The sequence below is a fragment of the Herbaspirillum sp. Her4 genome, from assembly GCF_057961335.1.
The window spans coordinates 2,401,547-2,415,018 of the sequence record NZ_CM176330.1; the positions used below are offsets into that span (position 1 = coordinate 2,401,547).

Annotated in this window: 16 protein-coding genes; 15 read left to right on the plus strand and 1 reads right to left on the minus strand. The window is 61.0% G+C overall.

What is annotated here, in order from left to right; translation table 11 throughout:
* Positions 1-12: 12 nt before the first annotated feature.
* The 5 genes from ispH to ACWFUC_RS10915 all read left to right on the plus strand — a co-directional run bounded on the left by ispH (position 13) and on the right by ACWFUC_RS10915 (position 5,336).
* Positions 13-981, plus strand: a complete 969-nt coding sequence (gene ispH / locus ACWFUC_RS10895; protein WP_034338194.1) for a 4-hydroxy-3-methylbut-2-enyl diphosphate reductase — start codon at positions 13-15, stop codon at positions 979-981.
* Positions 982-1,595: 614 nt separating this feature from the next.
* A complete protein-coding gene (locus tag ACWFUC_RS10900) occupies positions 1,596-2,525 on the plus strand; it encodes a branched-chain amino acid ABC transporter permease (RefSeq protein WP_034338197.1) in 930 nt (309 codons plus the stop codon).
* Between the two features lie 72 nt (positions 2,526-2,597).
* The gene (locus tag ACWFUC_RS10905; RefSeq protein ID WP_402704373.1) at positions 2,598-3,812 is read left to right on the plus strand and encodes an ABC transporter permease subunit; all 1,215 of its coding nucleotides are present in this window, start codon (positions 2,598-2,600) and stop codon (positions 3,810-3,812) included.
* A 15-nt stretch (positions 3,813-3,827) separates the two neighbouring features.
* Positions 3,828-4,595: an ABC transporter ATP-binding protein gene (locus tag ACWFUC_RS10910; protein WP_034338203.1), complete on the plus strand. Its 768-nt coding sequence runs from the start codon at positions 3,828-3,830 to the stop codon at positions 4,593-4,595.
* Between the two features lie 15 nt (positions 4,596-4,610).
* The gene (locus tag ACWFUC_RS10915; RefSeq protein ID WP_034331852.1) at positions 4,611-5,336 is read left to right on the plus strand and encodes an ABC transporter ATP-binding protein; all 726 of its coding nucleotides are present in this window, start codon (positions 4,611-4,613) and stop codon (positions 5,334-5,336) included.
* 122 nt (positions 5,337-5,458) lie between these two features.
* On the opposite strand, the gene ACWFUC_RS10920 is transcribed toward ACWFUC_RS10915, so the two are convergent.
* Positions 5,459-5,923, minus strand: a complete 465-nt coding sequence (locus tag ACWFUC_RS10920) for a ferritin-like domain-containing protein (RefSeq protein WP_489624886.1) — start codon at positions 5,921-5,923, stop codon at positions 5,459-5,461.
* A gap of 579 nt (positions 5,924-6,502) precedes the next feature.
* Between ACWFUC_RS10920 and ACWFUC_RS10925 the strand changes: the two genes are divergently transcribed.
* From ACWFUC_RS10925 to ACWFUC_RS10970, 10 genes are all read left to right on the plus strand, one after another.
* A complete protein-coding gene (locus tag ACWFUC_RS10925; RefSeq protein WP_034338209.1) occupies positions 6,503-6,700 on the plus strand; it encodes a CsbD family protein in 198 nt (65 codons plus the stop codon).
* Positions 6,701-6,738: 38 nt separating this feature from the next.
* A complete protein-coding gene (locus tag ACWFUC_RS10930) occupies positions 6,739-6,921 on the plus strand; it encodes a hypothetical protein (protein ID WP_034338212.1) in 183 nt (60 codons plus the stop codon).
* Positions 6,922-7,366: 445 nt separating this feature from the next.
* A complete protein-coding gene (locus ACWFUC_RS10935; RefSeq protein WP_034338215.1) occupies positions 7,367-7,681 on the plus strand; it encodes an ElaB/YgaM/YqjD family protein in 315 nt (104 codons plus the stop codon).
* A gap of 122 nt (positions 7,682-7,803) precedes the next feature.
* On the plus strand, positions 7,804-8,367 hold the full coding sequence (locus ACWFUC_RS10940; RefSeq protein ID WP_034338218.1) for a ferritin-like domain-containing protein: 564 nt from the start codon (positions 7,804-7,806) through the stop codon (positions 8,365-8,367).
* 72 nt (positions 8,368-8,439) lie between these two features.
* A complete protein-coding gene (locus ACWFUC_RS10945) occupies positions 8,440-8,652 on the plus strand; it encodes a CsbD family protein (RefSeq protein WP_034338221.1) in 213 nt (70 codons plus the stop codon).
* 176 nt (positions 8,653-8,828) lie between these two features.
* Positions 8,829-9,206, plus strand: coding sequence for a hypothetical protein (locus tag ACWFUC_RS10950; protein ID WP_034338224.1), 378 nt, complete (start codon positions 8,829-8,831; stop codon positions 9,204-9,206).
* 136 nt (positions 9,207-9,342) lie between these two features.
* A complete protein-coding gene (locus ACWFUC_RS10955) occupies positions 9,343-9,672 on the plus strand; it encodes a BON domain-containing protein (protein WP_008326489.1) in 330 nt (109 codons plus the stop codon).
* Between the two features lie 345 nt (positions 9,673-10,017).
* Positions 10,018-10,647: a response regulator gene (locus tag ACWFUC_RS10960; protein ID WP_006464715.1), complete on the plus strand. Its 630-nt coding sequence runs from the start codon at positions 10,018-10,020 to the stop codon at positions 10,645-10,647.
* An 83-nt stretch (positions 10,648-10,730) separates the two neighbouring features.
* Positions 10,731-11,228 carry a response regulator gene (locus ACWFUC_RS10965; RefSeq protein WP_232729739.1) on the plus strand — a complete coding sequence of 166 codons (498 nt, stop codon included), beginning with the start codon at positions 10,731-10,733 and terminating at the stop codon, positions 11,226-11,228.
* A gap of 164 nt (positions 11,229-11,392) precedes the next feature.
* Positions 11,393-13,426 (plus strand): PAS domain-containing sensor histidine kinase, encoded by a 2,034-nt coding sequence (locus ACWFUC_RS10970; RefSeq protein ID WP_489624888.1) that lies wholly within the window; start codon positions 11,393-11,395, stop codon positions 13,424-13,426.
* The last annotated feature ends 46 nt before the right edge of the window (positions 13,427-13,472 follow it).

Genomic DNA, 13,472 nt, shown 5'->3' on the forward strand with positions numbered 1-13,472 from the left:
AAGGAAATGACCATGACCATGGAACAAGCCGAATCTGAAATCCTGCTGGCCCAGCCCCGTGGTTTCTGTGCGGGCGTGGACCGCGCCATCGAGATCGTCGAACGTGCGCTGGCGCAGTTCGGCGCACCCATCTACGTGCGCCATGAAATCGTGCACAACGCCTACGTGGTCAACGACCTGCGGGCCAAGGGCGCGGTCTTCATCGAGGAGCTGGCCGACGTGCCGGCCGGCAATACGGTCATCTTCTCGGCCCATGGCGTGTCCAAGGCGATCCAGGCCGAGGCGGCCGAGCGCGGCCTGACGGTGTTCGATGCCACCTGCCCGCTGGTCACGAAAGTGCATATGGAAGTGGCCAAGATGCGCCGCGAGGGCCGCGAGATCATCATGATCGGCCACGCCGGCCACCCCGAGGTGGAAGGCACCATGGGCCAGACCGAGGCCGGCATGCATCTGGTGGAGACGGTGGAAGACGTCCAGCGCCTGCAGGTGGCCGATCCCGAACTGCTGGCCTATGTCTCCCAGACCACGCTGTCGGTGGATGACACGGCCGACATCATCGCCGCCCTGCGCGCGCGCTTCCCGGCCATTGCCGAACCCAAGAAGGGCGACATCTGCTACGCCACCACCAACCGCCAGGAAGCCGTGAAGTTCATGGCCCCGCAGGTGGAAGTAGTGATCGTGGTCGGCAGCCCCAACAGCTCCAACTCCAACCGCCTGCGCGAACTGGCCGAGAAAAAGGGCGTGCCCGCCTTCATGGTCGACAACGCCGCCCTGATCGACCCGCAATGGGTACAAGGCCGCCAGCGCATCGGCGTCACGGCCGGTGCATCGGCACCGGAAGTGCTGGTGCAGGCCGTGATCGATCGCATCAAGGAAATCGGTGCGCGCAGCGTGCGCGTCCTGGACGGTATTGAAGAAAACGTCACCTTCCCCTTGCCCAAGGGCTTGGGTACCCGCACGCCCTCGGCCGAATCGGCATGAGCCGGAATCAGCCCTGTGACAAAGGGTGAATATTCGGACGAAAATCACGTCCGGCGTTTGCGCAAAGAGGCCTGCTGATGCAGGCCTTCTTCATTTCCGCGACAGGTGTTGTGAAGTCGCCGACAATTCATTGGTCTTACCGCACTTTCTTCTGTAACAGGCGATTGTTTGTGCTCGATTGTTGGAATCTTCTGCGTATAATTCCGCACCATTATCGACGGACCGCCCAAAAGGCGGCCGAGCGCTAGCCCTCACAAAGAGGGCAGGGCGTCGCCAACGCGACGTCAACCAGAGACGGGAGACATCCATATGTACGAGCATCTGCCCACCGGCCTCGCCCGGTGCCTCCGGCGAAGACCTCCCGGGCGCCCGCCCAGTCGATGCGCCAGCCCCGGCCCAAGCCGCCCGCACGGCTACTGCGGCTGAATTTCCCTCCATTCCCTCCGTCAGCGAGCCCTGCTCGCCGGGAACGCGTGCACCCTTTTTATGAAGAGTGATAACGCGGTCCCGGGTTTCGGGAACGGATTTTGCTAATCGACATGCTTTCGCGCGGTGTCCGCTTTGGTGCAGAGCCACGTGTTTTTCTTGTTTCCATTTAGATCGAAGAGTTATTCATGGACATTTTCATCCAGCAGATCATCAACGGATTGGTGCTAGGCAGCATGTACGCACTGATCGCCCTGGGCTACACCATGGTGTACGGGGTGCTGAACCTGATCAACTTTGCCCACGGCGACATCCTGATGGTGGGCGCCATGGTCGGCCTGTCGATCCTCAAATTGGTGCAGCAGGTCGCGCCTGACCTGCCGGGCATCGTCAAGCTGATCATCGCCATCGTCGGTGCCATTCCGGTGTGCGTGATCGTCAGCCTGCTGATCGAGCGCATCGCTTATCGTCCGCTGCGCAACGCGCCGCGCCTGGCGCCGCTGATCACCGCCATCGGCGTGTCGATCCTGCTGCAGACCTTCGCCATGATGATCTGGGGCCGCAGCCCGCTGCCGTTCCCGCAGATCATGCCCTCGACCCCGGTCAACATCGCCGGTGCCCTGATCTCGCCGACCCAGATCATGCTGCTCATCCTGGCCCTGGCCGCGATGATCGGCCTGGTGCTGATCGTGGAGAAGACCAAGATGGGCCGCGCCATGCGCGCCACCGCCGAGAACCCGCGCATCGCCGGTTTGATGGGCGTGGACGCCAATCGCGTCATCATCGTCACCTTCGCCATCGGCGCGGCACTGGCCGCGATTGCCGGCGTGATGTGGGCTGCCAATTACTCCACTGCGCAATTCGCCATGGGCTTCGTGCCGGGCCTGAAGGCCTTCTCGGCCGCCGTGCTGGGTGGTATCGGCAATATCTACGGCGCCATGCTGGGCGGCATCCTGCTGGGCCTGATCGAGAGTCTGGGTGCCGGTTACATCGGCGACCTGACCGGCAACTTCCTGGGCAGTAATTATCAGGACATCTTCGCCTTCATCGTGCTGATCATCGTGTTGACCTTGCGTCCGTCCGGGATCATGGGTGAGCGTGTGGCGGATCGGGCCTGAGTTTTTAAGATTTAAAACCTTAAAAACTTAAAAACAGAAACTTAGAAACTTAAGAAATCGGAAGAGAACACTATGGCTCTCATGACCTTCGACATGAAGCGCAACCCCCAGCAGGCGCGGTTCAGCCTGCTGGCGCTGTTGGCGCTGATGATCATCTTCCCCATGATCGCCCAGCATTTCGGCAATTCGTGGGTGCGCATCATGGATATGGCGCTGCTCTACATCATGCTGGCCTTGGGCCTGAACGTGGTGGTGGGTTTTGCCGGCCTGCTGGACCTGGGCTACATCGCCTTCTATGCCATCGGTGCGTACACCGCCGGCCTGCTAGCCTCGCCCCAGTTCGCCGCGGTGATCGAATCCTTCATCAACACCTATCCGGCCATCGGCAATTTCCTGGTCTGGCTGTGCGGTCCGCAGATCGTGCAGAACGGCATCCACCTCTCGCTCTGGCTGATCGTGCCGATCTCGGGCGTGCTGGCAGCGCTCTTCGGTGCGCTGCTGGGTGCGCCGACCCTGAAGCTGCGCGGTGACTACCTGGCCATCGTGACGCTGGGCTTCGGCGAGATCATCCGTATCTTCATGAACAACCTGAACGCGCCGGTGAACATCACCAACGGTCCGCAGGGTATCAACCTGATCGACCCGATCCGCGTGTTCGGCGTCTCGCTGGCCGGTGAACCGGGTTCGGGTTCGATGCTGAAGATCTTCGGCATGAACCTGCCGTCGGTGAACGCGTACTACTACCTGTTCCTGGTGCTGTGCATCTTCGTGATCTTCTTCTCGAGCCGCCTGCAGGATTCGCGCCTGGGCCGTGCCTGGGTGGCGATCCGTGAAGATGAAATCGCCGCCAAGGCGATGGGCATCAACACCCGCAACGTCAAGCTGCTGGCCTTCGCCATGGGCGCGTCCTTCGGTGGCGTGGCCGGTGCCATGTTCGGTGCCTTCCAGGGCTTCGTCTCGCCGGAATCCTTCTCCCTGACCGAATCCATCGCCGTGCTGGCCATGGTGGTGCTGGGTGGCATTGGCCACATTCCGGGCGTGGTGCTGGGTGGCGTGATCCTGGCCGCGCTGCCGGAAGTGCTGCGCCACGTGGTGGAGCCGCTGCAGATGGCCATCTTCGGCAAGGTGTGGATCGATGCCGAAGTGCTGCGCCAGCTGCTCTACGGCCTGGCCATGGTGATCATCATGCTGACCCGTCCGGCTGGCCTGTGGCCCTCGCCGCGCCATGAAGACCGTCCCGAAGTGGACCACACCCAAGTCGGTACCACCGGCGAAGTCAAAGCTTAATCTGGAGCACAGAACATGACACAAACACTGCTCAAGATCCGTGACGTCAGCAAGCGTTTCGGCGGCCTGCAAGCCTTGAATGGCGTGGGCATCACCATCGAGCGCGGCCAGATCTATGGCCTGATCGGCCCCAACGGTGCCGGCAAGACCACGTTCTTCAACGTCATCACGGGCCTGTATCAACCCGATACCGGCAGCTTCGAACTGGACGGCAAACCCTATTCGCCGAGCGCCCCGCACGAAGTGGCCAAGGCCGGCATCGCCCGTACCTTCCAGAACATTCGTCTGTTCGGTGAAATGACCGTGCTGGAAAACGTGATGGTCGGTTGCCACGTGCGCACCAAACAAAATGTCTTCGGTGCCGTGTTCCGCCACAAGGCAGCACGTGACGAAGAAGCGGCGATCCGCGCCAAGTCGCAGCAACTGCTGGACTTCGTGGGCATCGGCCAGTTCGCCAAGCGCACGGCGCGCCACCTGTCGTATGGCGATCAGCGCCGTCTGGAAATCGCGCGCGCCCTGGCGACCGATCCGCAACTGCTGGCGCTGGACGAACCGGCGGCTGGCATGAACGCCACCGAGAAACTGGCCTTGCGCGAGCTGCTGGTGAAGATCCAGGCCGAAGGTAAAACCATCCTGCTGATCGAACACGACGTGAAGCTGATGATGGGCCTGTGCAACCGCATCACGGTGCTGGACTACGGCAAGCCGATTGCCGAAGGCGTGCCGGCCGACGTGCAGAAGAACCCGGCGGTGATCGAGGCCTACCTCGGTGCAGGACATTAAGCGAGACCACAGAACATGACAACGAACATTCTCAAAGTCGACCAACTGAGCGTGGCCTATGGCGGCATCAAGGCCGTCAAGGGCATCAGCCTGGAAGTCAACGACGGTGAACTGGTTACCCTGATCGGTGCCAATGGCGCCGGCAAGACCACCACCCTGAAGGCCATCACCGGCACGCTGCCCAGCAGCAAGGTCGACGGCCACGTGTATTACATGGGCAATCCGTTGAAGGGCAAGAAGTCCTTCGAGCTGGTCAAGGACAAGCTGGCGATGGTACCGGAAGGCCGTGGCGTATTTACGCGCATGAGCATCCAGGAAAACCTGTTGATGGGCGCCTACACCAGCAATGACAAGGGCCAGATCCAGGCCGACGTCGACCGCTGGTTCGAGGTCTTCCCGCGCCTGAAGGAACGTGCGGCGCAGATGGCGGGCACTTTGTCGGGCGGTGAACAGCAGATGCTGGCGATGGCGCGCGCGCTGATGAGCCATCCCAAGCTGCTGTTGCTGGATGAGCCCTCGATGGGTCTGTCGCCGATCATGGTGGAGAAGATTTTTGAAGTGATCCGCAATGTGTCGGCACAGGGCATCACCATCCTGCTGGTGGAGCAGAACGCCAAGCTGGCACTGCAGGCAGCGCATCGCGGCTACGTGATGGAGTCGGGACTGATCACCATGGAAGGGCAGGCGCAGCAGATGCTGGATGATCCGCGGGTGAAGGCGGCTTATCTGGGTGAGGGATAAGTCGATCTATTATTCGTAAATGATATAAATCATTTTCGATACATCGACGAAAAAGCGCAGCCGAGGCTGCGCTTTTTTTGCGTCATCCAACCACGATGACGCAGGGATGAACAATCACTGCATCAGGCTGCCTTGCGTGCCCGCACCTCATTGCGCAGACTGCGCACCTTGTCGTGGTTGGCCAGCACGCCCTGATACTGGCGCTCGATGACCAGGCGAATATCGGTCGGCAGCTCTTCACTCAAGGCCTTGCGATAGGCGTTGACGGCGGCATCCTCGCCGCGTTCGCATTCGTCCAGAATGCTTTCGTCATCACGTCCGGTGATGGCGCTTTTCAGGTTCACCCACTGGCGGTGCAGTGTGCCGCCCAGCGTACTGTGGCTGGCCGGGTCGCCGCCCAAGCGCTGCACCAGGTCCTGCAGGTCCAGCGCGGCCTGGGCGCAGGCCGTCGCGCGTTCCCTGAAGGTTTCCTTGTAGGGGATATAGCGTTCCTGTGCATCATCGGCGCAGGCACGGAAGCCTTTTTCGCCATCGATGGAAATCTGGATCAGGTCGTTCAGGGTGGAAATCAGGTGGTCGTTGGTCATGTTGTCTTCCTTTCTTGTGGCTCGCCCTCTTCACGCACCGCTGCAGCGCGGGTGCAAATGGAGGCGGCAGTGAGTCGGTCAGTGGACGAAGAAATAGATCAGCACCAGCAGGAATGCCGGGACGCCACACAGCCATGCGAGGAAATACTTGCCCATGATGTTCTCCTTGTCGGGTTCAGGTAAATGGTCAACGATCCGGTTTCCCCTTGCTCACCTGCCGGACGAAACGGGACCGTCATTGCACGTTTCCATCCTAGGATCCGGGCGTATCGATTTCCATCGGACGGGACCGCAAGCCGATGTAGGAAACGGCCCAGCTTTTTGCTGCCTGAAACGCTACGGTGAGTACCACCCGACCCGGCGAAACGCCAATGCTGACAAGGCTTTCCGCTTTGTCCTACAAAACAATCGGCCGCCGTCCTATAGAGCAGAACAGTAGGCGCTCGCTATCATTTTTCCCATGAGTTCACGGTGACTCAGGCAGCAAAAAATGCTGCTGTGAATCGCGAACATGTCTACGCAAGACCTGCACCGCTCCTTTCAATCCATGTTGAACCCTTGACCACGAGGAACCCCATCATGAACAAGAAGACGATCACCGGCCAGTTCAACTTTGCCCTCGGCAAGTTCCAGGAAAGCGTGGGATCGGTGCTGGGCAACGTGCAACTGCAGCGTGCGGCACAGCGCCGCCAGATGGACGGTCGCATCATGCACGCCGTCGGCGAAGCGCAGGATCTGATCAAGCGCTCGCTGCGCCAGCGTGCAGGTTCGCTGTAAGGCTCTGCCGCTGCGACGCAAACCGAAGGAGAGCATTGATGAGTTTCGGAAAGACATTGTTGTGGGCCGCCGGTATCGCCGGTGTGGCCGTTGGTGCCAGCCTGCGCATGCTGGCTCGCCAGGCGCAGCGCCGCGACCAGCGCCAGCAGGACATCGCCCTGCAGCGCTGGGAAGACGAGGGCGGCAGCCCGCCGCCGGCGGCCCGCCGTCGCGTGCGGTGACAGGCGGCAACGCAGGTTGATGGGCCTTTGTCCTACACGCCAATCGGGCTGACTCCGATACAAAGCGCAACAAGGCATCGGTATCGTGCACCTGACTCGCCGAAGCAAGCGACAGCCCGCATCAGGCATCGAGCGGATAGCGCGGAAGCAGCACCGTGCAATACAGGTAACAGACCAGGTAATACAAGGCAACACAGCAGCAGGACAGCATCAACGAAGGCGCCGGAAATTGCGTCGAGTCAGTCCGCAACCGCCCGGCATGACCAAGAACAAGGGAGGAGATCATGGACAAGCTCGTGCTCGGATGGCTTCTGGGTGTACCGGTGCTGATGCTGATCGTGCTGCAGTACCTGATGTGAGCAACACCGTGAGAACGCCTCACCCCGGGTGGCTGGATCATCCACGCCGCCCCGATCAAACCGTAACGCATACAAGGAGGCCAAGCATGCAAGCCAACAAGTTCAAGACCGCCCGTACCGACGTGCAATCCCTGCTGCAACAGGCGCAGGACCTGTTTGCCGAGGCCGCCAACGCCACCGGCAAGAAGGCCGACGATCTGCGCGCCAGCGCCCAGGATCTGCTGGAGCAGGCCCTCAACACCGCGCAGGATGCGCAGGCTGCGGTGGTGGAAACCGGTCGCCAGATCGTCACCAGCACCGACGATTACGTGCAGTCCAACCCGTGGCGTGCCATCGCCATCGGCACCGGCATCGGCCTGTTGGTCGGTCTGGCCGTGGGCCGCAGCGCGGACCGCTACTGAGCACTGCGCAGAGGATTTTCCCGGAACCCGGTGTGGCCCTCGCGGCCAGTCCGGATCCAGCCAGGCGCGCTGCCGGCGATGAAAGCTGAAGCGCGCATTAGTCAAGAAACCGGAGAGAAGGAATGACCATGACCAAGAATCCACCGAAAACCGACGTCAAGAGCAAGCAAAGCTTCCACCTCGACAAGGACGCCATCCGTGCCGCCGCCAAGAAGATCGATGACGGTGCCGTCACCGAAGGCTATCGCGGCAACCGCGAAGAAGTCGTGGCGATGTTGAACGATGCCCTGGCGACCGAGCTGCTGTGCGTGATGCGCTACAAGCGCCACTACTACACCGCCAAGGGCCTGAACGTGGAAGCGATCAAGGGCGAGTTCCTGGCGCACGCACAGGAAGAGCAAAGTCACGCCGACCAGATTGCCGAGCGCATCGTGCAACTCAATGGTGAGCCCGATTTCAATCCCAAGACCATTGCCGAGCGCAGCCATGCGCAATACGACGAGTCCGAGGACATCAAGGACATGATTCGCGCCAACCTGGTGGAAGAGCGTGTGGCCATCGAAGCCTATCGCCAGATGATCGAACGCATCGGCGACGACGATCCGACCACCAAGCACCTGCTGATCCAGATCATGGCGCAGGAAGAAGAGCACGCCGACGACATGAGCGATCTGCTGGGCCTGTAAGCCCGCTCAGAACGCACTGGAACAGCCGACCATTCCGGGAATTCGTTCCCGCAACTTTGCAAGGAGACTGACATGAACTGGGACATCGTTGAAGGCAACTGGAAGCAATTCAAGGGCAAGGCCAAGGAACAGTGGGGCAAGCTGACCGATGACGACCTCGACGTCATCGCCGGCAAGCGCGACCAGCTGGCCGGCCGCGTGCAGGAAGCCTACGGCGTGAGCAAGGACGAAGCCGAAAAGCAGATTCGCGACTGGGAAGATCGCAACAAGGATCTGCGCCAGTAAGCGTTCCTGCTTGTCGACGTACCGCCGGGCGCGCAGTCCCGGCGAGGGTACGGCAAGGAGTTGGAGTGTGTGAGTGTGAGTGAGTGCAAGTGCAGGACGCAGGCCGGTCATCATGCCGGCCTGCATAAGAATACGGCCCCAGGCCGCAACCCAAGCAAACCATGAGGAAGGACACAATGAAAAAAATCATCGCAACCATGATCTTCGGCGCAGCCGCTATCGGCATGCATGGCGCAGTCTTCGCAGCCGATCCGGCAGCGGCCCAGTACAAGGCAGACAAGGCCAAGGCCGATGCCGACTACAAGGCGGCCAAGAAGAAGTGCGGTCCTTTGAAGGGCAACGACAAGGATGTCTGCGAGAAGGAAGCCAAGGCAGCTCACGAATCCACCATCGCTGACGCCAAGGCCAAGCGCAAGGGCGTGGAAGCCGACAAGGACGCCATGAAGGACAAGAACGACGCGAACTATGACGTCGCCAAGGAAAAGTGCGATGCCATGAGCGGCGACGCCAAGGACAAGTGCGTGGCCAATGCCAAGGCCAAGTTCGGCAAGTAATCCTGTCCCGCGCGATTGAGCGCAATGGCAGTGGATTTGCACCGGGCCAGGGGCCCGGGCGGATCCAAGGCAAATTCTTTATTTCGTTCCTGTCGCAGTCACCTGATTGCGCAAACCAACTCAAAGGAGTTTCATCATGTCGCTGACCAAAATGTCCCTGACCAAGCGTTTCCTCGGTTTCTTCCTGGCCCTGTTCATGGTTTCCCTGGTGGGCTGCGCATCCAGCCCGGGCAAGGAAGGCACCGGCGAGTACGTCGATGATGCCGTCATCACCACCAAGGTGAAGGCTGCCATCTTCAACGAGCCGAATCTGAAGTCCGCTGAAATCAACGTCGAAACCTACAAGGGCGTGGTCCAGCTGTCCGGTTTCGTCTCCAGCTCCACCTCCGCTGCCCGCGCTACCGAACTGGCCCGTGGCGTCAAGGGTGTGGTCTCGGTGCGTAATGACCTGCGCCTGAAGCAATAACGCGGGGAACTTGCAAGCGCGTGGCCGGTCTGTTGACCGGTCCGCGCTTTGTCAGCTTGTGGACGTGCCACTTGCAAAGCGCATCGGGCGATCCGGTGCGTTTCGCAAGAAGACAGGTCAGGGCCTGTCAGGTATAGTTGGAACCCGTTGCTGCCAGGCAGGGGCAGGCCAGCCGGCTTGTCAGGACAGGGAGGCAGCGATGCCGGCCGCAGGACGCGCGTGAATCGTGTACAGATTGCTGTACGGAATCGTGTGCAGGGTCCTCGCCGGAATCGAGTACAAACATAAAACAGGTCCAAGCAGCGCCAACGGCGCTGAAGTATCAATTCACCGCTCAAAAATGCCATGACAAAAATACTTGTAGTCGATGACCACGCGGTCGTACGGGCAGGTGTGCACCACTTCATTTCGGAAATTCCGTCGATGGAAATCGGCGGGGAGGCCAGCACGGCGGAAGAAGCCATTCGCCTGGTGCGAACCCAGGACTGGGATATCGTGTTGCTCGATATCGCCATGCCCGACAAGAGTGGCGTGGAAGTGCTGAAGCAGATCAAGCGAGAAAAACCGGAATTGCCGGTACTGATGCTGTCGATGCACCCCGAGAGCCGCTATGCGGTGCAGGTGCTGCGCAGCGGTGCCTCCGGCTACGTGCAGAAGGAAGCGCTGGCAACCGAACTGGTCAACGCCATCAACACCATCCTGCGCGGGCACAAGTACATCAGCTATGGCGTGGCCGAGCTGCTCACCAGCGAACCGGTGGATTCGGAAAAGCCTTTGCATGAAACCTTGTCGCAGCGCGAGTACGAGATCTTCTACAAGCTCGGCCAAGGCCAGGGGGTGACGCAGATTGCCGACGAGCTGTGCCTGTCGGTCAAGACAGTAAGTACCTATCGTTCGCGCGTGCTGCAGAAGATGAGCATGACCAACAACGCGGACATCATTTATTACGCGATCAAGAACAATCTGATCGACTGAGCCGGGTTTCCCCCGGGCGGATATGTCGCCGTCTCTGGCCATTCTGGCCGGGTGGCGGGCAAGGAAGAGTGGTACGGCGCATCATGGATGACAATCTCAACAGCAGGGCCCAGCGCGACAGCGACGGGACGCCCTTGCGGATCTTCCTGGTGGAGGATTCGGAGGACGTGCGGGACCTGATCGTGGAGAGCCTGTCGGAAATCGCCGGTGTGCGCCTGGTGGGCTACGCCGAAACCGAACTGGAGGCCTTGCGCCATCTGCAGCAGAACAGCTATGACGTACTGATCCTGGACATCCAGTTGAAGCAGGGCAATGGCATGAGCCTGCTGCAGTCCCTGGCGCGCTCCAATACGCGTCGCCAGAGCGAAGTGAAGGTAGTCTTCAGCAATCATGTGAGTCCGACCTATCGGCGCGTGGGAGTGCAATGCGGGGTGCAGCACTTCTTTGACAAGTCGTCCGAATTGCCGCTGCTGTGTGACTTGCTGGAAGAGCTGGCACAGAAGAGAGCGGGCAAGCTGGGGCGCACCTCATCGAGCAACAATACGCCGCCGCAGGGGCCGGCCCAGACGGGCGGAATGTAAGTTTATTTTTTTGCTGCATCATGTGGTGCAGCTACCCAGCAAGTCGCCAGGGCAGTTCGGCGCGACCTTGATGGATCAGACAATCAGAACCGATCATGGCAAGCAGGCCGCCACAGAAGGCGCGCAGGCGGCACGGGTCGCACCAAAGCAAGGGATTTTCGACGATGCAGAAGAACAATGACGGCCTTCGTCCGTCCTCCGCCGATCTCCAGAACAGCGCATCGGTGGAGTATTTTGCCGCGTCACACGCGCATTACAGCAGCATGGTGACGCTGGCCATGGGCCTGTCCATGGCGGTGATCCTGCTGGGCGTGGTGGTGCTGGTGACCGGCCTGCTGGGCGAAGAATATCGTCGCCTGCTCTCGGGCCTGCTGGCCGTGCGGGAGGTGACGGCGGGCGGTTTCATCCTGGGCGCTTCGGCGCTCTATTTCCGCTGCATGCATTCCGGCGCGCGCCGTCCTTCGGTGCGCAAGCTGGCCGTCGGCTTGGCGGTATTGCTATTGGTGCTGGGTGTGGCCTCGCTGGTGCAGGGCGTGATGTACACGCTGGGCTGGTTGCCGCTGGATGGTGCGCATCCGATTTCGCCACTGGCCGTTCCTCCTTTGATGTCAGTCGGTTTCGTGCTGATGGCGCTGGCCTTGCTGCTGCATGACTGGCGTCTGCTGGGCGGCTACTATCCGGCGGAATATCTCGCCTTCACGCTCATGGGCCTGTCGGCCATCCCTCTGGTGGGCTACCTGTATGACGTAAGCCAGTTCATCTATCTCGATTTCCCGCTGCCCATCTCTCTGCTGTCGTCGCTGGTGTTTGCGCTGCTGGGCGCGGCCTTGCTGATGGCGCGTCCCTCGCATCCGCTCATGGCGGTGATCCTGCGCATGGCGCCCGGTGGCCAGATGCTGCGCCATCTGCTGCCGCAGACCCTGTTCCTGCTGCTGGCCTTCAGCCTGCTGCTGAACTGGGGCATGACGCATGGCTGGATCCTGCCGGAGCTGGTGCTGCCGACCCTGACGCTGATCAACGGCGTGATCGTGCTCTTCATCTTCTGGGGCTCGGCCAGCCGGCTCGACAGCGAATACGGTGAACGCACGCGCAACGCCCAGAAGCTGGCCGAAACCAGTGCGTTGCTCAATGCCGTCAGTGAAAGTACCAGCGACCCGATCTTCGTCAAGAACCGCCAGGGCCTGATGATCTTCGCCAACCCGGCCACGCTGCACAAGCTGGGCAAGACTTGGGAAGAGACCATGTACCGCTCGAGCCGTGAACTGTTCCTGGTCGAGGAAGAGGCCGACACCGTCGACCGCGATGATCGCCGCGTCATGGCCTCGGGCAAGCCCGAGAAGCTGGAGCAGACGCTTCACCTGCCCGAAGGCGTGGTGACCTTCCAGACTGCCAAGGTGCCGTGGTTCGGCAAGGATGGCAGCGTGCAGGGGGTGATCGGCATCAGCACCGACATCACCGAACGCAAGCAGGCCGAGGATGAATTGCGCGAGCGCGAGAGCCGGCTGGAAAAGACCGTCATCGAGCGTACGGCGCTGCTGCGCGAACTGACCAACCACCTGGAAACGGTGCGCGAGGAAGAAAAGCGCGCCATCGCCCGCGAGTTGCATGACAACATGGGCGCGTCGCTGACGGCCCTGTCGATGCACCTGGAAGGGGTCTACCAGATCCTGCCGCCGGATGAAAAATGGGCCGATCGCAAGACCCGCATGCAAGGCCTGATGAAGTCGCTGGTGGCCACCACCCGGCGCATCCAGACCGAGCTGCGTCCCAATACCCTGGACCTGTTCGGGCTGAAGGCTGCGATCTCGGAACAGCTCGATGAATTGCACGAGCGCACCGGCATCGCCTGCCACGCCAGCCTGCCCGATGAAGACGTCGATGTGGGCCACGAGATGGAAATCGCCATCTACCGCATGCTGCAGGAAATGCTCAACAACGTGACCAAGCACGCCAAGGCCAGCAAGGTCGACGTGATTCTCGATGTCGATGAGGATCATGTGGCGCTGACCGTGCGCGACGATGGCGTGGGCATTCCCGAAGAGCGGCGCGACAACCACAAGACCTACGGTCTGCGCGGCCTGCGCGAGCGCGCCACGTTCTTTGGTGGCGAGGTCGATATCCGCTCCACGCCGGGCAAGGGCGCGCTCATCAGCATCAGCCTGCCGATCCGTCCGGAACTTGCTGCCAGCGAGACTTGAAGGGCCGGCGCCCGACGGTATTCAAGATTGCGTCACACCCTCTGAA